Annotated in this window: 16 protein-coding genes and 4 pseudogenes; 12 read left to right on the top strand and 8 right to left on the bottom strand. The window is 67.8% G+C overall.

Features of this window, described 5'->3' with window-relative positions; translation table 11 throughout:
• Positions 1 to 86: 86 nt before the first annotated feature.
• Positions 87 to 842 carry a nicotinamide mononucleotide transporter family protein gene (locus tag OG972_RS42955; protein WP_266991784.1) on the top strand — a complete coding sequence of 252 codons (756 nt, stop codon included), beginning with the start codon at positions 87 to 89 and terminating at the stop codon, positions 840 to 842.
• Positions 843 to 1,456: 614 nt separating this feature from the next.
• Here the strand turns inward: OG972_RS42955 and OG972_RS42950 are convergent.
• Positions 1,457 to 2,080: a hypothetical protein gene (locus OG972_RS42950; RefSeq protein ID WP_266991783.1), complete on the bottom strand. Its 624-nt coding sequence runs from the start codon at positions 2,078 to 2,080 to the stop codon at positions 1,457 to 1,459.
• A gap of 397 nt (positions 2,081 to 2,477) precedes the next feature.
• Between OG972_RS42950 and OG972_RS42945 the strand changes: the two are divergent.
• Positions 2,478 to 2,866, top strand: a pseudogene (locus tag OG972_RS42945) (integrase); the annotation flags it as partial.
• Between the two features lie 163 nt (positions 2,867 to 3,029).
• Here the strand turns inward: OG972_RS42945 and OG972_RS42940 are convergent.
• The gene (locus OG972_RS42940) at positions 3,030 to 3,926 is read right to left on the bottom strand and encodes a LysR family transcriptional regulator (protein ID WP_266991782.1); all 897 of its coding nucleotides are present in this window, start codon (positions 3,924 to 3,926) and stop codon (positions 3,030 to 3,032) included.
• An 83-nt stretch (positions 3,927 to 4,009) separates the two neighbouring features.
• Between OG972_RS42940 and OG972_RS42935 the strand changes: the two genes are divergently transcribed.
• Both OG972_RS42935 and OG972_RS42930 read left to right on the top strand, forming a co-directional pair.
• A complete protein-coding gene (locus OG972_RS42935; RefSeq protein ID WP_266991781.1) occupies positions 4,010 to 5,170 on the top strand; it encodes a serine hydrolase in 1,161 nt (386 codons plus the stop codon).
• A gap of 1 nt (position 5,171) precedes the next feature.
• Positions 5,172 to 6,596, top strand: coding sequence for a cytosine permease (locus tag OG972_RS42930; RefSeq protein WP_266991779.1), 1,425 nt, complete (start codon positions 5,172 to 5,174; stop codon positions 6,594 to 6,596).
• A 335-nt stretch (positions 6,597 to 6,931) separates the two neighbouring features.
• Here the strand turns inward: OG972_RS42930 and OG972_RS42925 are convergent, their stop codons facing one another.
• Positions 6,932 to 7,369, bottom strand: coding sequence for a hypothetical protein (locus OG972_RS42925; RefSeq protein WP_266991777.1), 438 nt, complete (start codon positions 7,367 to 7,369; stop codon positions 6,932 to 6,934).
• Positions 7,370 to 7,453: 84 nt separating this feature from the next.
• Between OG972_RS42925 and OG972_RS42920 the strand changes: the two genes are divergently transcribed.
• Both OG972_RS42920 and folE read left to right on the top strand, forming a co-directional pair.
• Positions 7,454 to 8,167, top strand: a complete 714-nt coding sequence (locus OG972_RS42920; protein ID WP_266991775.1) for a metalloregulator ArsR/SmtB family transcription factor — start codon at positions 7,454 to 7,456, stop codon at positions 8,165 to 8,167.
• Positions 8,168 to 8,211: 44 nt separating this feature from the next.
• A pseudogene (gene folE, locus OG972_RS42915) lies at positions 8,212 to 8,752 on the top strand (GTP cyclohydrolase I); the annotation flags it as partial.
• Between the two features lie 61 nt (positions 8,753 to 8,813).
• Here the strand turns inward: folE and OG972_RS49445 are convergent.
• Positions 8,814 to 9,035: pseudogene (locus tag OG972_RS49445) on the bottom strand (hypothetical protein); the annotation flags it as partial.
• Positions 9,036 to 9,381: 346 nt separating this feature from the next.
• A complete protein-coding gene (locus tag OG972_RS42910; protein WP_266991772.1) occupies positions 9,382 to 10,824 on the bottom strand; it encodes an IPT/TIG domain-containing protein in 1,443 nt (480 codons plus the stop codon).
• A gap of 857 nt (positions 10,825 to 11,681) precedes the next feature.
• Between OG972_RS42910 and OG972_RS42905 the strand changes: the two genes are divergently transcribed.
• Positions 11,682 to 12,245: a dihydrofolate reductase family protein gene (locus tag OG972_RS42905; RefSeq protein ID WP_266991770.1), complete on the top strand. Its 564-nt coding sequence runs from the start codon at positions 11,682 to 11,684 to the stop codon at positions 12,243 to 12,245.
• 417 nt (positions 12,246 to 12,662) lie between these two features.
• On the opposite strand, the gene OG972_RS49715 is transcribed toward OG972_RS42905, so the two are convergent.
• The gene (locus tag OG972_RS49715; RefSeq protein ID WP_353961660.1) at positions 12,663 to 13,100 is read right to left on the bottom strand and encodes an IclR family transcriptional regulator C-terminal domain-containing protein; all 438 of its coding nucleotides are present in this window, start codon (positions 13,098 to 13,100) and stop codon (positions 12,663 to 12,665) included.
• Positions 13,101 to 13,277: 177 nt separating this feature from the next.
• Between OG972_RS49715 and OG972_RS42895 the strand changes: the two genes are divergently transcribed.
• A complete protein-coding gene (locus OG972_RS42895) occupies positions 13,278 to 14,324 on the top strand; it encodes a PP2C family protein-serine/threonine phosphatase (protein ID WP_323135994.1) in 1,047 nt (348 codons plus the stop codon).
• On the opposite strand, the gene OG972_RS42890 is transcribed toward OG972_RS42895, so the two are convergent.
• On the bottom strand, positions 14,310 to 14,468 hold the full coding sequence (locus OG972_RS42890) for a DUF6083 domain-containing protein (RefSeq protein ID WP_266992968.1): 159 nt from the start codon (positions 14,466 to 14,468) through the stop codon (positions 14,310 to 14,312). The genes OG972_RS42895 and OG972_RS42890 overlap by 15 nt on opposite strands.
• Positions 14,469 to 14,540: 72 nt before the next feature.
• A complete protein-coding gene (locus tag OG972_RS42885) occupies positions 14,541 to 15,098 on the bottom strand; it encodes a TetR/AcrR family transcriptional regulator (protein ID WP_266991764.1) in 558 nt (185 codons plus the stop codon).
• A gap of 172 nt (positions 15,099 to 15,270) precedes the next feature.
• On the opposite strand from OG972_RS42885, the gene OG972_RS42880 reads away from it, so the two are divergent.
• From OG972_RS42880 to OG972_RS42865, 4 genes and pseudogenes are all read left to right on the top strand, one after another.
• Positions 15,271 to 15,900, top strand: coding sequence for an isochorismatase family cysteine hydrolase (locus OG972_RS42880; RefSeq protein ID WP_266991762.1), 630 nt, complete (start codon positions 15,271 to 15,273; stop codon positions 15,898 to 15,900).
• A pseudogene (locus OG972_RS42875) lies at positions 15,897 to 16,826 on the top strand (aldehyde dehydrogenase family protein); the annotation flags it as partial. The gene OG972_RS42880 and the pseudogene OG972_RS42875, both read left to right, overlap by 4 nt.
• A gap of 280 nt (positions 16,827 to 17,106) precedes the next feature.
• Positions 17,107 to 17,478 carry a hypothetical protein gene (locus OG972_RS42870; RefSeq protein ID WP_266993060.1) on the top strand — a complete coding sequence of 124 codons (372 nt, stop codon included), beginning with the start codon at positions 17,107 to 17,109 and terminating at the stop codon, positions 17,476 to 17,478.
• Between the two features lie 72 nt (positions 17,479 to 17,550).
• Positions 17,551 to 18,036, top strand: a complete 486-nt coding sequence (locus tag OG972_RS42865) for a lipocalin-like domain-containing protein (RefSeq protein ID WP_266991760.1) — start codon at positions 17,551 to 17,553, stop codon at positions 18,034 to 18,036.
• Positions 18,037 to 18,440 lie beyond the last annotated feature (404 nt).

The raw sequence follows: 18,440 nt of genomic DNA, 5'->3' as shown, positions 1-18,440 counted from the left end.
CGCCGACCTCCCTGCGTCACCACCGGCCCCGGTTCGGGCCGACAGCCCACTCCCAGCCTTGCTCCGAATGAACAAAGGTGTGAGTAATGAGTGCATTCCAGTGGCTGAACGAGCAGTTCAGCTTCTTCGGCTTCCCCGTCTACTGGTCCGACTTCCTCGGCAACCTCCTGGCGCTCGCAACCGTCTGGCTGGCGCTGCGACGGTTCCTGGTTGCCTGGCCGGTGCAGATCCTGGGTTCGATTCTGCTGCTGATCGCGAGCCTGAACGTCGATCTCGGAGGTAACGCCGCTCGGCAGGTTGTGATCATAGCGTCGGCGTCGTGGGGCTGGGCGACGTGGCGCCGCAGCAAGGAGATGGAGGGCACGATCAACGTCCGATGGGCGTCCTGGCGGGAGCGCAGCGTACTGCTCGCCGCCATGGCCGCCGGGACCTTCGCGTTCGGCGCCCTGCTCAAGACGACCGACGCGTCGTTCTACCCCGGCGCTCCCTGGTGGATGGTCCTCGCGGACGCCTGGATCTTCGTCGGCTCGATCCTGGCGATGTACACCCAGGCCCGGCGGTACGTGGAGTTCTGGTTCGTCTGGCTGGCCGTCGACCTCGTCGGGGTGCCCCTCGCCATCCACTCCGGGCTGTACTTCTCCGGGATCGTCTACGCGATCTTCTTCGTCATGGTCATCATCGGCATCCGCGACTGGGCCTCCCGCAGCAAGGGCCAGGAGATCGCCTCGCCCCTTGAGCCGGCCGTTGTCCTGGAGGGTCGGAACGACTCGCCATCGGCCACGGGGACGTACGCTCCCAGATCGGGCACGGAAGCGGCGAGCGGCTCTGGAGCTGCCGATTGACCGATGGTCACCGTCGTGGAGAGCCCAGCCCGGGCACACCTGGGCTGGGCATCGCGCCTGACTCGTCGCACGCCGAGCTGTGCTGCACCCTGTGGGGCTCGGAAAGCCGTCGCTGCAGGTCAAGCCGCGTAGCGGTACTCGTTGATAACGCCGCCGAGGATGCGGGTGCGCAGGAGTCGGCGGATTTCGGGCTCGTGCACAGTCGTGGGTTGCTGGTCGGCTCCGGGAGGTGGTTGGTTGCGGGCCCGGGGGGGTGTTCGTTGTAGTGCCGCTCGTAGGCGGCCAGGAGGTGACGACTAGCGACAGCGGGCGGTAACAGCCGTCTGCGTTCCGGTGGAGCTTGCTGGTGAACCCGCGGCGCAGGCGGCCCAGACCCTCACCTCCTGCAACACCTCCACCAGGCGGGCGTGCAGCTCTGCCACGGTGTCTCGTCCTGGTGTTCTGCCGGTTCGCCCCCCTTTGACCCGGGTGCCGGTTGGGAGGATGCGGGCGACGGCGTGGGAGTCCCACTCCCGGACCGTCGTACCCCGGCTGGGTCCTTCATGCCGAGGTTCCGGCTGGGGCGCCATCGAACCGCCCCCTGGTGGCGGTGAGATGGGCGCACCCGAGAACGCTCAGCCGGCCACTGCCTCCTGCTGAGGCTCGACGGCAGCAGGCTCCGTGTCGCCCGTCGCGATGTAGAAGACGGACGAGCCCTGCTTGGTGCGCTGAGCCTGGCTCTTGGCGACCAGCCCTTCGAGAGTGGTACGCACAACGGTGGTCTTGACGCCGCGGTCAGGGTAGGCCTGCGCGAGCGAGGCAGAGATTTCGGAGGCGGAACGCGGCTCGCTCTGCTGCTCCAGGTGACCGCGGATCAGATTGACGAGGGTCGGCTTAGAGTCTGTCTTGGGTGCCTTCGCGGACGAGGCCTTGGAGGCGCTCTTCTTGGATGCCGTCGCCTTTGCACTCGTGGCGGCCGCCTTCTTCGGCTTGCTCTGCTGGGGTTCGGCCGTGGCCTGGCGCGGCACGGTCGGCGCGGCCGTGGTATCTGCCTCGCCGGCAGGGCTCGCGCCGCCGAGCGCCTCCCGGATGCTCATCAGCACGGAGTGGTCGTGCTGCAGGGCACCCAACTGCTCCTGCAAGAGCTCGATTTCCCCACTGATACGTTCCTGCTCCTTGACGTTGCGCTCAAGGTCACCCGTCACCTGGGTGATGTACTGCGACGCCAGTCCTGTGGTGTGGACCTGAATTTCCGACATGTCATGGGCCTTTCTGCAGCTCGCGGGTACGGCTGTGAAAAGCACGAACCCGGTCCGCGAGCGGGTGGAGGCAGGCGCCCCGTCTGTGTTGACTGGGCCACCCAGAGGACACAACTGCCGCAATGCGCAGCAGTGTCTAGAGATAGTACGCACGAGTAGAGCCCTGATGTGCCAGTCGAGTGAAGTCTCACTCTTCCCTTCAGGGTGAGGAACAACAGATGCGGGGCATGCAACGACGAGGCTGATGGGCGCCGTCACTGCTGAACCGCCGTGCGGCCCTGCAGGTGCCGATAAATCATCCGCCCAGGTCCCGGCCTTGATTGCCTAGCGGCGAGCCGCGCACGCCGACCTTTGATCGTCTTCCCGCGGACCAATGCGGACGGCATCACGATCTCTCGTGCTGCTGCGCCTGGCCTACCTCGCCGCCACCAACGCCTTCGCCTTGCTACGTCTTCTGCCGATGAGCGACCGGGACATGGACATCGAGATCCTCGCCCTGCGGCACCAGTTACTGGTCCTGCAAGCCAGGTCGGCAAGCCGACGTTGACCGACACCGACCGGGTGACCCTGGCCGGTCTGCTCCGCCGCCTGCCGAGGGAGAAGCTGCGGCATCTCCTGCTGCTGGTCCGCCCGGAGACGATCTTGCGCTGGCACCGCGACCTGCTCACGCGGAGCCACGCCGCGACCTGCGCGCCGAAGCGTCGCCGGCGCCCGCCGACCGTCCGCTCGATTCGCGCCCTGGTGCTGCGCCTGGCCCGGGAGAACAGCTCGTGGGGGTACCGCCGGGGTCGTCCAGTCCTGCACTCCGGACCTGCTGGCCCGATGGGCAGCCGAATGCCCAGCAGTCCGCCTGGTACTCGCCGGCCTCGCCGTGGCCTTCCCCACGGCCCGCACCTCATCGGCAAGACCGACTGAAACCCGAAGTTATTTTCCGGCAGCTCCCTGCGCCTCAGATCGCTTCGGCCTCGGGGCGGACGACCTGCTCGGCGAAGTTGCCGAGTCGCGTGGCCAACTGCTCGAGCGCGGTGGCCGCGTAGTGGTCGGCGCTCCAGCATGCGTGGATGGGGAGCTGGACGGGAGCGCCATCGGTGTCGAGGACGAGCAGGGGACGGGTGCCGAACCGCGGCAACTCGGTCCCGATCGCGACGCCACGCCGCCCTGCCGCCAGGGCGTGGCGCATCTGCTCCCACGGGACCTCGGTGTGGCGTTGATACCGGAGTCGGGCCGCGATGACAGCTGCGTCGAGAACGGTGCGCGTCGGGTCCGTTCGGCCCGGAAGGAGGAGAGGCTGCTCCATCAGCTCGTCCAGCGTGACGCTGGTGTCGCGGGCCCAGGGGTGGCCCGGGTTGACGTAGGCGTGGAGCGGCACGCGGGTGAGGCGTTGCCAGGCAAGGCCGCCCGCGGGGGGCACGTTCGCGGCGATGCCGAAGTCGTGCCCGGCGGCGACCGCCTCGTGCACCTCGTCGCCGAGGACCGAGACGACGGCGATGAACGGGTCGTCGTCGTCGAGGGTGGCGACGAACGGAGCGAGGACGTAGTCCAGCGTGGTGGGGGCGGCCACGCAGGAGATCCGGGTCAGCTGTCCGTCGGCCAGCTGTCCCGCGACCGTCGTCAGCCGGTCGGCCCGGGTGAGCAGGTCGTGCGCCACGTCGAGCGTGTGGCGGCCCGCGTCGGTGAGGGACAGCCGATGGCCGTTGCGGCGGAAGAGCGTGACGCCGAGGTCGCGCTCAAGGCGCTGGATCTGGCGGGACACCGCGGGCTGAGCGATGTGCAGCTGTTCGGCGGCGGCCGTGACAGTACCGAGTTGCGCGACAGTCAGAAAGCACCGGAGGTGGCGTAGTTCCATGCCTCATCATGCCGAAACGGCATCATGATGGGTAGTAATTAGGTCTTGGACAGGAGTAGGCGGCCGGGATCACCATCTCCTCCATGACCTCCTCCGACGTCTCGTCCGGCAACTGGCTCACCCCACCTCACCACCGACTCGGTCTGCACCGGGTCGAGGACGTGGTCCCCTGCACGACCATTGCTCGCGGTGAGGCGCCGGTACGCATGCTGGTGCCCGCGAGTGAGCCCTTGGACTGGGACCTTCTGACCGTGCCGGGCCCCGATGGGCGGCCGATCAGCGCAGAGGAGTTCCTCGCTCGCACGCACACCGACGGCATCCTCGTGCTGCGCGGCGACACGATCCTCGGAGAGCGCTACTTCGGTGGGTTCACCTCCGCGTCTCGCCACATCGTGATGTCCATCTCGAAGTCGTTCGCCGGCATGCTGGCCGGGGTGCTGGCCGCCACCGACCTCCTCGACCTCGAGGCGACCGTCCCGACGTACGTCCCGGAGCTGGCGGCGGGTTCCTACGCCGGCGCCACCGTGGGGCAGCTGCTCGACATGACCGCGGCGCCGTACTACGACATGTCGTATCTGGAGCCCACCGCCGAGGTTCACGCGGGCGACCGCGCTGCCGGATGGCGGCCGCGGCAGCCCGAGGACGTGGTCGGCACCCGGCCGTTCCTGGCCCAGTTGCGCGGCGCCGGCCGGCACGGCGCCGACTTCCAGTACTGCTCGGGGACTACCGACGTCCTCGCGTGGGTGCTCGAACGCGCCGGCGGCGCGGGCTACGGCGAGCTGATGCGGCGACATCTCTGGTCGTGGATCGGCGCCGAGGACGACGCCTTCGTCACGGTCGACGACCACGGAACGCCCTATGCGTGTGCCGGGATGGGGATGCGACTGCGCGATCTCGCGCGATTCGGGCGCCTGGTTCTCGACGATGGCTGGCGTGAGGGCACACCGGTGGTGCCGGCTGACTGGATCGCGCGGACGCGCCGCGGAGGGCACTTCGCGACCACGGCCGAGTCCGACTCGGCGGCGGGTGGCACCTACAAGAACCAGTGGTGGATCCCGGGCGACGACCACGGGTCCTTCTACGGTGTCGGCATCTTCGGCCAGTACCTCTGGCTCGACCCGCAGACCGACGTCGTCATCGCGAAGTTCTCCGCCACCGACCAGCCGGTCGCCGACACCCCTGCTCACCTGGACGCGCTGGGCGCCATCGCCCGTGCGGCCGCCCTGACCCCGCAGGAGGCATGAGATGGGCCGCAACCGATCACGCGGCGAGTCGATCGAGCAGCACTCGATCGACTACGTCCCGCCCGAGGAGCGGTACGGCAAGCCGTGGCACCTGTTCACGGTCTGGTTCTCCAGCAACGTGCAGATCACCGGGTTCGTCACCGGCGTCCTGGCGGTCACCCTCGGACTCGACCTTCCCTGGGCCGTCGCCACCATCCTGATCGGCAACCTCGTCGGTGCCGTGTTCATGGCCTACCACTCGATCCAGGGTCCCCGTCTGGGCGTGCCACAGATGATCCAGAGCCGTGCGCAGTTCGGATTCCTCGGCACGCTGCTGCCGGTCGTGATCGTCCTGTGCATGTACGTCGGATTCGGCGTCGAGGGTGGCGTCATCACCGGGCAGGCCTTCGCGAACTGGGCCCACATCTCGTTCACCTGGTCGGTGATCATCCAGGGCGCGGTCCCGGCGGTCATCGCGATCGTCGGGTACAAGGTCATCCATCTGTCGACCCGGGTGGTCAGCGTGGTCTCGGGGCTGCTGTTCCTCGCCCTCACGATCGCGTTGGCCTGTCACTTGCCGGAGCACCTGCCGAGCGGCCCGGCTCCGTCGTTCGGCACCGTCCTGCTCGTCATGTCGATCTTCGTCTCGTGGCAGCTGACCTGGGCGCCGTACGTCTCGGACTACTCTCGCTACCTCCCCGAGGACACCCCGTCGCGGACCACGTTCCTGTGGACCTACGCCGGCTCGGCACTCGGCTCCTCGTGGGTGATGATCCTCGGCGCGTTCGCCGCCACGATCAGCGCCGAGGCGGTGGGCGACGATGCCATCGGCATGCTCAGCCGGCAGATCCCGGCGCTGAGCTCGGCCATCCTGCTCGCCATCGTCATCGGCATCGTCCCTGCCGGCGTGTACGGCTACTACGGCATGTACCTCACTGCGATCAGCGCCTTCTCGGCCAAGGGCCACGGCTCGGCGACGCCGCTGGTGCGCGCCGTCTTCATCGTGGTGAGCGCCACGCTCACGATCGCAGCCACTCTGATGGCAAGCGGCCACATCCTGAGCACTGTCGAGAGCATCACGTTGTTCCTGCTGTACCTGCTGGTGCCGTGGACCGCCATCAACCTCACCGACTACTACGTCGTACGGCGCGGCCACTACGACGTCGGCGAGCTCTTCCGGCCTCGGGGCGAGTACGGCTTGGTGAACTGGCCGGCCGTCCTTGTCTACCTGGTTGCCATTGCGGCGCAGATCCCCTTCATCAGCAGCAGCCTCTACACCGGGCCGCTGGTCGACCACCTGGGCGGCGCCGACATCTCCTGGATCGTCGGCCTGCTGGTGGCGACGGTGCTGTACCTGGCCTATACGCGGCGTACCCGAGAGGTCGCGCAACCCGTCGGTGCGCGAGCATCGGCACCCGGCTCGGACGCGCCGCTTTCGGTCGACTGAGCGTCCAAGGTCTGCGCAAGGCCTTCCAGCGGGTGAGTTGGCGGGTGGCCCAGCTGCCGAGGTTGATGCTGCCGACTACGCCTTCGGCGGCCAGCCGGTCCAGGTTCTCATCTTTCTCCCTCGCGTCGCTTCGGGCGATGCCCTCTGCATACCGCCCGAATCGCCTGCGGACCGGGCGCAGACGCTCCTTCACCCGCCAGGAGGCTGGCGACCGCGTGGTGGCTCGATGTCAGGCGGGTGTGAACTGCGTTCCGGGTTGCCGAGTCCGCCACGGCAACGCGTGCGGGTGAGCCGATGGAGGGGCCCACCCGCCTCGTCACCGTGGCTGCCTGCTGTCAGTGAGACTGCCGCTTGCCGTGGTAGCGCTGTGCGAGCCGGGCGAGGGCGACCGCGCCGAGCAGAAGGCCGAAGTCGCGCAGCGCGACGTCATAGTGACCGGGGATGGTCAGCAGGTTGACGATGATGCCGGCGAGCCATCCGGCCACCAGCCAGCCCCCGACGCGCGGGGCGAGCGCGACGGCAAGGCCCGCGACGATCTCGATCACTCCCACTGCGTACATGGCCGCCTGGGCGCTGCCCGGAACGACATCGTTGATCCACGGCGCGAGGTAGGTGGGCCAGTCCACGAGCAGGTTGGCGAACTTGTCCAGCCCGAACAGGATCGGCGCAACGGTGAACCCGGTGCGCAGGATGACGAACGCCTGGTAGCCGGGGTCGGTGAGCGCGGCCCGCCGGGAGGCGGTGGATGTGGTGGTTGCGGGTGCGGACGACATGATGCCCCTCCTTCTATCGACAACTCTCACTAACGATAGAAGCGTGCAAACCTTCTTTAGTCAATTGCTATTGGTTTTACACTGGTGTTCGTGGACCACTCGAAGGAAGCACCCCGCCCCGACGTCTCCGCCGTCGCCGCGCTCGACGAGCCGACCCGCAGGAGGCTCTACGATCACGTCGTGCGCCAGCCGGGACCGGTCAGCCGCGATGAAGCCGCCGAGGCGCTCGGCCTTGCCCGGCAGACCGCGGCCTTCCACCTGGACCGGCTGGCTGACGAATCACTGCTCGACGTCGTCTACGAACGGCGCAGCGGACGTACCGGCCCGGGAGCGGGCAGGCCCGCCAAGCTCTACAAGCGCTCCAGCAAGCAGGTCACCGTCAGCCTGCCCGAGCGGCACTACGAGCTGGCCGGACGGCTCCTCGCCCAGGCGCTGGAGGAATCCGAAGCCACCGGTGAACCGGTCCGTTCGGTCCTGCACCGAAAGGCCCACGAGCTAGGCACACAGCTCGCCGGACCGGGCCAGGCAGATGTGTTCGCCGTGCTGGAAGAGAACGGCTTCGAACCCCGCGGTGACGGTGACGCCATCGTCCTGGGCAACTGCCCCTTCCATGCGCTCGCCCGCGAACACACCCAGACGGTGTGCGGCATGAACCTCCACCTGCTTCGCGGCGTGCTGGAAGGGCTCGACGAAAGCGGCCTCCAGGCGTGCCTGGCGCCCAGACCCGGTCACTGCTGCGTCCGTCTGGAGCCGGCTGCTGCACCGCGCCCACCAGCGTGCGCCCATTCTGAGGCGTAACACCACCCGCCGCCCGCAGTTCGACATCCCACGAGCAGTACGTCATGGACGCCACCGCACCGATCACGGCCTCGGCACCGGAAACGGCTGGTATCCCTACCCGCTTCGCGGGATTCCCGGGCCCCGAACGACGATGCCGTCCATCACCCCGCTGCGCGTCATCCACGACACCGGTGGCATAGACCTGTCCGGCGCCGAACGCGCCGCGGCCCAGTTCCTTGAAGCGCTCGGCGTCCAAACCGACACCGAGAGCCTGCACGGCACCCCCGGCCGCATGGCCCGCGCCTATGCCGAACTGTTCAGCCCGCGCCCCTTCGACCTGACGACCTTCCCCAACGACGAGGGCTACGACGAGCTGGTGCTGGCGCGTAGCATCCCTGTCCGATCGGTGTGCGAGCACCATATGCTGCCCGTCGTCGGCACCGCCCACGTCGGCTACCTGCCCGGCCACCGCATCCTCGGCCTGTCCAAACTAGCCCGGGTCGTCGAACACTTCGCCTGCCGCCCCCAGGTCCAGGAACGCCTGACCAAGCAGGTCGCCGACTGGCTGCACACCACCTCGAGCCCAAAGGCGTCGGGGTCGTGACGACGACGCTCCCTCACGCAACAGCCGCGGGGGAGCGTCGTCGTTGATCGTGCCGGCCGGGGCAGGTTGCAGAGCGGCGAGCGGAGAGCGCTGGCCTTTCTTCACCGTGCGCAGCCGCTCCCAGTCGACCTCGGGGTGGGCGGGGATGACCGCGTCGACGGACGCCGTGGTGTAGAGCGCGACGTCGACGGCCCCGGCCCGGCTCGTGCCGAAGCGGACCTCGATCGACTGCGGGGAGCTGACCCAGCCGAGCCGCACCATGTGGTCGAAGTCGGCACGGCGCGTACCCGGGCCAGGGTGCCGATGCCTCCATCGGGGTGGTGGGGGATGAACGCCAGGCTGACAATGCAGCGGCGGATCGGTGGGGGCAGAGGGCGTGGAGACCAATGGTGGGAATCGCCCTGCGGTCCGGTGCACTTGCGGTCTCCTCCGGTGGCCAGGAACCGGGCCCGGGCCCGTCGGCCACGTTCTCGCCTGCGTCGGCCAGTTGCTGGGCGAGCGTGCGGCCCAGGCCGCGGGCGCCTTCGATGGCGAAGCGGCGTTCGGGCCATTGGGCTCACGGACGCGATGTGGTCCCGGACCGCGGGGCGACCGCTGTCCGGGACCAGTGAGCTGACCGACTCCGGTGTCACCCGGTGTAGGTGAACTCGTCGGCTGGACCGGTGGGGGACGAGTAGCCGTTCACGGTCACGGTGATGTCCACGGTCGTGCTCGTAGCCTTGCCCGACGGGGGTGCTTTGGCGACGATCTTGTCCGAGTCGACCTGGACGGATGGCGAGATGTTCTTCCCGAAATACACGGTGGCGCCTTTCGCGAAGCCCGCGCCGGAGATAGTGACCGAGTCGTTGGCCCTGCCCCTGTCCGGTGTGATGCCAGTGACCACCACGGGTTCGGGCCCGCCGTAGGCGAACTGCCCGAGCGGGACGGCCGGGGAGGTGCCCAAGGGGTTGGTGACATACACGTTGACGATGCCGGTCCCGTCGGGCACCTCGGCAGTGATGGTGCCGTCAGGATTGAACGTGGGTGGTTTCTGGCACGGGACGGGGCCGAAGTCGACGTTGCAATCCTTGCTGAAGTCGCGGCCCTTGATAGTGACCTGTGTGCCCGATGCGCCGAAGCTGGGGATCACGCCGGTCACCGTCGGCGGCCCGGAGAGGACGGGCGCGTCCAGCAGTCTGAGGTAGGTGGAGTTGGCGTGCTGAAATGCGACCTGGCCCAGGAAATCCTCAACCGAGGCCTTGACCAAATTGTCGTCGCGGAGCATGTAGTCGGTGTTCTTGCTGACGGCAGTGCCCGGCTGGACGTAGACATTGTTTCCGCACAGAGCTGCGATCGACCCGAGGAGCACCTTCACCTCGAGGGTCGCCGCTGGTCCGGGATCCGGGTACCAGCTCTCCGCGGTGGGGAGATCGGCCCAGGCCAGCGGCACCACGTCGTAGGCGTTGACGTAGCGCTGGTTCATGCTCCCGAACTGGGAGGTGAGGTAGCCGGCGAAGCTCTCCAGACCGGCGGTGGGTGCCGCGAAGGTGACCACCCCGAACTGCGGCTGGCTTTGCTGCCAGGTCTGCGCCTTCAGGTACAGCGCGACCATGTTTGCGATGCAACCACCCAAGCTGTGACCGATCACGTAGACCGTCGGCTGCGGAATCCCCGTCAAGAGGCCGGCGAGCGCCTGCACGAGATTGGAGCTGGCGCTGAGCGAACGCATGTCGACGACCTGAGTGAAGGCGTCCATCGCCCCCTTCGACACGGAGATGGGGGACGTCGACCCGCTGGCGGTGAACGGCACCACCGTGCCGACGTCGAGGTCTTCGAGAATGTCGGTCACGCTGGCGATTGTCCCGCGGACGACCACGGCAAACTGGTTCGAGCCGTCGTTGTTCTTGGCGATGTACGCCATGTTCGCGTTGTCCGGGCTCAGCGCGAGCCACGTCGGTGTCCAGTTTTTCGTCAGGGGGGAGTTGGAGAACTGCCGGGAGATACCGAGCTTGATCCGATCGGTCTGGGCTTGAAGGGTCTCCCCCGACGGACGCGGAGTCGCTCCAGTTGCCGCGATGGCGGCCAGGGTCATGGCCACCTGAGGCGTGATCGGAGTGGCCTGTTGTGCCGCCGCCATGCTCGCTCCTTAAGTCTTCACTCATCGTCAAACATCTCCATTTCAATGTATCCGCTACTCAGTGTCCTGACGGATGTCAGGCTCTTTGTGTTCTCTGATTCACTCGTTCGGAATGGGTCCGACTAAAGCGGAACCGTAGTAAACGGCTTCAAGGAACTGGTTGCCGTACAACCGCGTCGTCGTGGTTGTTCCAGCGACTCTGGGGTAGGCGGTGGAGGCAACCCAGTTTGGGCCGTACCTGGGTTACACCTTTCCCATTGAAATCGGCCTGGGCGCAGCCACACTCCAAGCACTGGTCGCCGCTCTGCTGGAGAGACTCCGAACGTCGAAGTATGGTCCCGCTCTGCGCCAGGAGCTCGCCGGCCCTCGTCACTGTGCCGAGGGGTGGGCCGGCGTTGCGGAAGTGCCAGTTCGCCGGTGCGAGCGCACAGGATGTTCCTCTCCGCCGCAGCTTTTTGAAGCACTTCCAGGGCAGAGCGAGACGGTGGCATTCGCCGGGATTCGGCTCCCGCGGCGCACCCCTGTCTCAGCACTGGGTTCCGGATGTGTCATCTTGTCTGTTTGCGTCGTCTTGCCTGCTGTGGATACAAGCAACGCTTTTTCCGCCCCTTCTGACTTCACCCATGGCTACGTGGATGCCTGCGCCCATAGTGAGGGTCGTTCCGCAGAAGGAACGGTGAGCATTGGCCATTGAGGTTTTCTCAACGAAATGATCTCGTGAGGTGACTCGGCCCAGCGGATCCCGCGAGCCGCGATGGGTCCTGCGGCGCCGACGGTCGTACTGTCGAGCCCGTTGCCGAGGAGGACTTCTGATGCGCAGGGTGACCTATTCGATGGGCGTCTCACTTGACGGCTACATCGTCGGGCCGGACGGCGACTTCGACTGGACGGCGCCCGACGAGGAGGTCTTTCGCTTCGTCACCGACGAGGTTCGAGAGGTCGGCTGCCACCTGTTGGGACGACGGCTGTACGAGACGATGCTGTACTGGGAGACCGCCGACCAGGATCCATCGCTCGACGACTCAATGCTCGAGTGGGCCGCGATCTGGAAGCCGCTCCCAAAGGTGGTGTTCTCCACCACGCTGTCGACGGTGCAGGGCAATGCCCGCCCGGCCTCCGGCGGCCTGGCGGAGGAGATCGAGCGGTTGCGAGCCGAGCCGGGGGAGGGCGACATCGCGATCGGCGGCGCGACTCTCGCCGCCGAGGCGGCCGCGTTGGGTCTGATCGACGAGTACCGGGCCAGGGTCTACCCGGTGCTGGTTGGCGGTGGCATCCCGTTCTTTCCCCAGCGCGAGCGCCGGGTGGATCTCGAACTCGTCGAGACCCGCACCTTCAGCTCGGGAGTCGTCTACCTCCGCTACCGCGTGGCGCGTTAGCCGGCTCGTCCGCCGAGCCCTAGGAAGAACGGGCCAGCCAGTGACGTTTTCTCCGCGAAATGACCTGCGCGAAGCGGTGTGAACTACCGCCTGGCGAAGGAGAGTCGGACGGACCACACCCGACCGCAGACGCACGTAAAGCCCCTGGTAGGGCGGGTCTCACCACAAGATCATGTCCGCAACCACCAGAGGCTTCACGTTGGTCACCTATGTCGCCACGCTCGACGTCCCGCGCCACGTCGTGGACCACCTCTCACGCTTGCCGGCCGCACACCGGCGGCGGATCGGCACCCCGCGCGGTAGCCGGGCACTCGGCCCGTTCCGCCAGGCCGTCCTGGTCCTGCGCTGGTTCCGCGAACGCGGCTGGGTGCACTGCCTGGCGCGCGACGCCGGCATCTCCCAGGCCACCGGCTACCGCTACCCCCACGAGGGCATCGACATCCTCGCCGACCAAGCCCCGGACCTGCACAAGGTCCTGGACCGGCGCCGAAGCGAGGCCATGACCCACGTGATCCTGGACGGCACCCTGATCGAGTCCGACCGCCTCGCCAGCGTCCGCGTTCCCCGTTCGCCCGGATCGTCATATGGCGCGAGCCGCAGCGGCCGGAACGTCTCGACGGGCGTCACCACGCCGACGGCGGCCACCGCGGTGCCCACCGCGTCGCGGATCGGGGCCGTCAGCCCGGCCGTCTCCGGCGAGACGGTGCCGACGGTCACCGCGTAGGCCTGCCGCCTGATCTTTGCCAGGGAGTGCTGCAACTCCGCGCTCCCCAGGCCGGTGACCGGCTGGTCCGCCGGTCCCGTGTTATCGAATCCGACCGGGTCGAAGGAGTCCACGGGCCGCGGACCCTGCATGTAGTGCTGGTCACCGCACAGGGGACATCGTCCGGCGGGGCGCGGCTTACCCACGGCCGTGCCTGCCTACCGTACGGGGAGTACACCACCTGCCCGGGAGGTCACGTGCCCCGTAAGCATCCGAAGAGTTTCAGGCATCCCTTCGAGGCCATCGAACCACCGCGCGACGCCGAGGTAATGATTGGCGTGGTGTCAGTGACGGTCCTGGTGGTGGCCCTCGGTGCCCTGTCCGAGTCCCCGGTGTGGCTTCTCGGGCTCCTTGTATTCCTGCCGGGGACGGCGTCCGCGCTGTGCACCGTACGCCAGACGAAGTTCGTGGCTGCATGGACCACGTTGGTGGTCATCGTCACCGTGCTGGTCCGGCACGGTGAGGTGCGGTGGTTCGACAGCATCCTCATGATGCTGCTCACCCTCGCCCTGGGCGCGGCCTCCGTCTACGCGTGCCGTAGCCGTATCCACCGCGAGAACGAGATGCTGCGGCTGCGCTCCACCGCCGCCGCAATGCAGCGCCACATCCTGCGCCCCCTGCCTCTGCTCACCGACGACGTCCTGGTCGACGGCGTGTACGAGCCCGTTCAGGAGGACCGGCTCGTTGGCGGCGACATCTACGACGTTGTCGTCTCTCCATGGGGTACCCGGGTGCTGATCGGCGATGTCCAGGGCAAGGGCCTGCCCGCGGTCGGCGCCGCGTTCGCCGTCATCGGCGCCTTCCGGGCGACGGCCCACCGAGAGCCCACCCTGACCGCCCTCGTCGACGCCCTCGACGCCTCTGTCGTACGGCACAACTCCTACGCCGCACAGACCGGCGACGACGAACGGTTCGTCACAGCGCTCATCGTCAACGTCGACGCGAACGAAGAGGTACAAGTCATTAACTGTGGGCACATTCTGCCGCAACTGCTGCACGACGCCACCGTCATCACGCCGGCTCTCGGCTCCGGCGTCCCGCTCGGTCTCGCCGAACTCGCCGCCGAACCCGCGACCGTCGACTGGTTCGCCTTCCCACCCGGTGCGACGCTGCTGCTGACCACGGATGGGCTCACCGAGACCCGCTCTGCCGACGGCACGTTCTACCCCGTCGCCGAACGCCTCGCCAAGCACGTATCTCTCTCCCCCACCGACCTGCCGCGCGCCCTCTACGACGACGCGCGCGCGTTCGCCGGGGAGGGAGCCCAGCACGACGATGTGGCGGTCCTGTCCGTCCGACGGTCACCGCACCGCTGAGCGCATCGCGGTGCACGTCAAGCAACCGACGGCGGGCTCGAGAAGTACCCAGTGGCCCTCGTGCGGGGTGGGGTACCGGTCTTGCGGGAGTCCGCAGTGCGGGCAGCCCGGCGGTTCGGGTGGCGGAGGCGCGGTGGCGCCCACCCCCTGCGATGCCACGCGCGGGTGTCATGCCCGTTGGGCTTCAGGTCCGTCGCCAGGTCTTCGCTTCGCGGATCAGGTCAGCCGGGCTCTGACCGTCTCCAGTAGTTCGTTGGAGAAGGCCTCGTCAGCCACGGCCCGGGCCATGAGTACGGCACCGACCAGGGCGCTGAGGGTGAGTATCGCCTCGGCCCGGGCGTCCTCGGAGTTTTTGTCGAGTCCCGCGATCAGGTCCAGGTATGTGCGGACCTGCTTCTCGTAGGCCTCTTTGAGGTGCCCGTCATCACGTCCGGCGACGGCGCCCAGGGTGACCAGCGCGCAGCCCGTGGCCGGATCATCTCGGTGTCTCTTCGCCAGGTAGGCGTCGATGAGGCCTGCCTGCGGATCCCGGGCGTTCTTCTGTGCGGAGCGCTCCATCTTCGCCGTGCCCTCCGTCAGCGCGGCGGCGGCAGCCTGTGTGATCAGGTCATCGCGTGAGTCGAAGTGCTTGTAGAAGCCGCCGTGTGTCAGCCCGGCCTCGTTCATGAGGTCAGCGATACCGAGGCGGGCGATGTCCTCGGAGCGAATCTTGCGGGAGGCGATCTGCAGGACCCGTTCGCGGGTCGCAGCCTTCTCGGCCTGCGAGTGGCCCATGTCGACCCTGCCCTTCCTTGGGGCGGCGCAGTATGGCCACCACATAACTGGATGATGGCCATCATACACCCATGTCCAATATAGGGCTTTTATGGTTTTCGTTTGACATTCTGGATGACCAACGTAATCTAGCTGGTGGATGATGACCGTCATCCAGATTGGAGATGCGACCATGTCCCCTACCTACGACCCTCGTCGTACGGCCGTTCTGCTGGTCGACCCTTACAACGACTTCCTGTCCGAGGGCGGCAAGATCTGGCCGCGCCTGGAGCAGATGGCGCAGGAGGTCGGACTGCTTGAGCACCTGCATTCGGTGGTGGCCTCCGCCCGTGAGGCTGGTGTCCGCGTGGTGTTCGTCCCGCATCGCCGATGGGAGTCGGGTGACTACGAAACGTGGAACCACCCCAACCCCACGCAGCTGAGCATCATGGAGCGTCACAGCTTCGCCCGCGGGACGTGGGGCGGCGAGTTCCATCCCGACTTCCAGCCGCAGCCCGGTGATGTAGTCGTCCAGGAGCACTGGGCGCAGAGCGGATTCGCCAACACCGATCTCGACTTCCAGCTCAAGCAGCACGGCATCACGCATGTGGTGGCCGTGGGTCTGCTGGCGAACACCTGCATCGAGTCCACCGGCCGCTTCGCCATGGAACTGGGCTACCACGTGACGCTGGTGCGTGACGCCACCGCGGCGTTCCTGCCGGAGATGATGCACGCCGCTCACGACCTGAATGGCCCGACTTACGCCCACGCCATCATCACCACCGACGAGCTCACCGCCGCATTCAAGGGAGAACGCGCATGACACTGACCGGAGCCCTGTTGATCGGAGCGTCCCGAGTAGCCGCCACCGCGGGGGCCATGAAGGCGCTCAACCCCGCCACCGGTGAGCTCATCGAGCCCGAGTTCGCTTTCGGTGGCCCGGCCGAGGCCGACCACGCGGTCCGCCTGGCGGACGAGGCCTTCGACAGCTACAGCCACACCGGCCTGGCTGAGCGGGCCGCGTTCCTTGACCTCATCGCGGACAAGCTCGAGGCGGTCAAGGACGAGCTCGCGGAACGTGTTGCCCTGGAAACCGGCCTGCCCGCGGCGCAGCTCGAGGGTGAGGCCGTGCGGAGCGCCGGTGTGTTCCGCAAGTTCGCCACCGTCGTCCGTCAGGGCCGCTTTCTGCAGGCGACCATCGATCCCGCGCAGCCGGACCGGCAGCCCGCACCACGTCTGGACCACCGGCTGCAGAAGGCGGCCCTGGGTCCTGTGGTGATCTTTGGCGCGAGCAACTTCCCGATTTCCTACTCCGTGGTGGGCGGTGACACCGCCTCCGCCCTCGCGGCCGGCTGCCCCGTGATCGTCAAGGCGCACAACGCACACCCCGGCGCCTCGGAAATACAGGGCCGCGTCATCCAGGAAGCCGTCGCGGAGGCGGGCCTGCACGAAGGTGTCTTCTCTCTCATTCGGGGCGCCGGCAACGAGATTGGTGAGGAGCTCGTGGACCATCCGCTGGTCCGGGCGGTCACGTTCACCGGCTCCGAGGGCGGCGGCATGGCCCTCTACCGACGGGCGCAGAAGCGTCCTGACCCCATCCCCGTGTTCACCGAGATGACCAGCGTCAACCCGACCTTCGTGCTGCCCGCCGCGCTCGCGGCCCGTGGCGCGGAGATCGGCACCAGCCTGGTGCAGCGCGCCATGTACAACGTCGGACAGGCCTGCCTCAAGCCCACGATCCTCCTCGCGGCCGACGGACCCGGCTTCGCGGAGCTGCGTGCGGCAGCGGCCGCCGAGGTGAAGAAGGCTGCCGCGCGAACCATGCTCTCACCCGGCATCCACGACGCCTACACCCGCAACGCGCAGCGCCTGGAGGACGACGGCGCCGTCCGGATCGCTGAGGGCGACACCCCCACGCACGCACGCCGGGGCCGGCGAGTCCCTGCTGTACGAGGTCACCGGCGAGCAGCTACTGGCCGAACCCGCCCTGCGCGAGGAGGTTTTCGGCCCGGCCGTTCTGCTGGTCAGGGTGACTGGACCGGAACAGCTGCTCGAGGCGGCCCGAGCCTTCCGCGGGCAGCTCTCGGCCACCCTGCACGCCGAGGCCGCGGACCGCGGCATTGCCGAACGGCTTCTGCCGGTTCTGGAACGCCGCACGGGACGGATCGTGTTCAACGCCTTCTCCATCCCGCAGGAGGTCTCCTACGCATCCACCCACGGCGGTCCCTTCCCGGCGACCTCCGACAGTCGTTTCACGTCCGTGGGTATGGGCGCGATCGAGCGGTTCGTCCGCCCGGTCACGTACCAGAACTTCCCGGACGAGCTCCTGCCGCAGCCACTGCGCGAGGCGAACCCGCTGCACCTGTGGCGACTGGTGGACGGCGAAATCACGCAGCGCTGAACCGTTCTCCCGGGACCCGTCCGCCGCTACGGACGGGTCCCCCTCTCCTGGAATGGAAGGAGCCCCCTTTCCATGAACGCCACCGAAGGCACCGCTGCGGACGCCGAACGCAAGGCCCGCGACGAGGTACGCGGGAAACTGCTCGGCGCCTGGCGTCTCGTGTCCTACACCGCCACGAGCACTGACGGGGACGTGATCGAGCCCCTCGGCCCCAACCCGAACGGACTGATCCTCTACACCCCCCAGGGATACATGTCCGCCCAGCTGGGACGTAGCGATCGCCCACTTTTGAGCTCCGCACGGCTCGAGGATGCCATGCCCGAGGAACTGGCCCGGACGACGGTCGGCTACCTCGCGTACGGCGGACCGTTCGAGGTCGTCGACGCCACCACTGTCGAGCATCACGTCACCACCAGCCTCTTCCCGAACTGGACCGGACATCCCCAGACACGCAAGGTGAGCTTCGACGGCCCACTGCTCACCCTCGCCGTCCCCACCCCCACCCGACTGTGGGGCGCGGAGCGCACGGCCGAACTCGTGTGGGAGAGGCCGGCCTGACCACGGGCCGCCTCCTGCCGTGCCTGTCGCCCCCGTAGTTGAATGCGTATTCCTTCCTGGCCCTTCGGTGAAAGCGGACCTGCGGCGTGGCCCAGTGGGCCGCACTGCTCGGGCGCGTCCCCGCCAAGCAGCCCTGCACGGAACCTCCCCACGACCCCGGCCAGCACGGCTGCGGTCGTCCGACCGCCTCCTGCCACGCAGGAACGCAGGCAGCGGCGGACGGACGAACGCCCGCTCCGCACCGGAGAGTTCATGGCACTGAATCACCACCCAGCCGTGATCCATCAAAACGAAATCCTTTGAAGACACTGCTCAGCCGGCCGAGGCACCGAACCGCAGGAGCGGAAGCCCGCTCCGCGTGACCGGCGGCGATGTTGCCGCCGGCAGCCGCTCGGCCGGGTCTG

The organism is Streptomyces sp. NBC_01669, assembly GCF_026339735.1.
GTDB lineage: Bacteria > Actinomycetota > Actinomycetes > Streptomycetales > Streptomycetaceae > Streptomyces > Streptomyces yanii.
The sequence above is the reverse complement of the archived record's forward strand: the minus strand, read 5'-3'. Positions and strand labels throughout refer to the sequence as shown.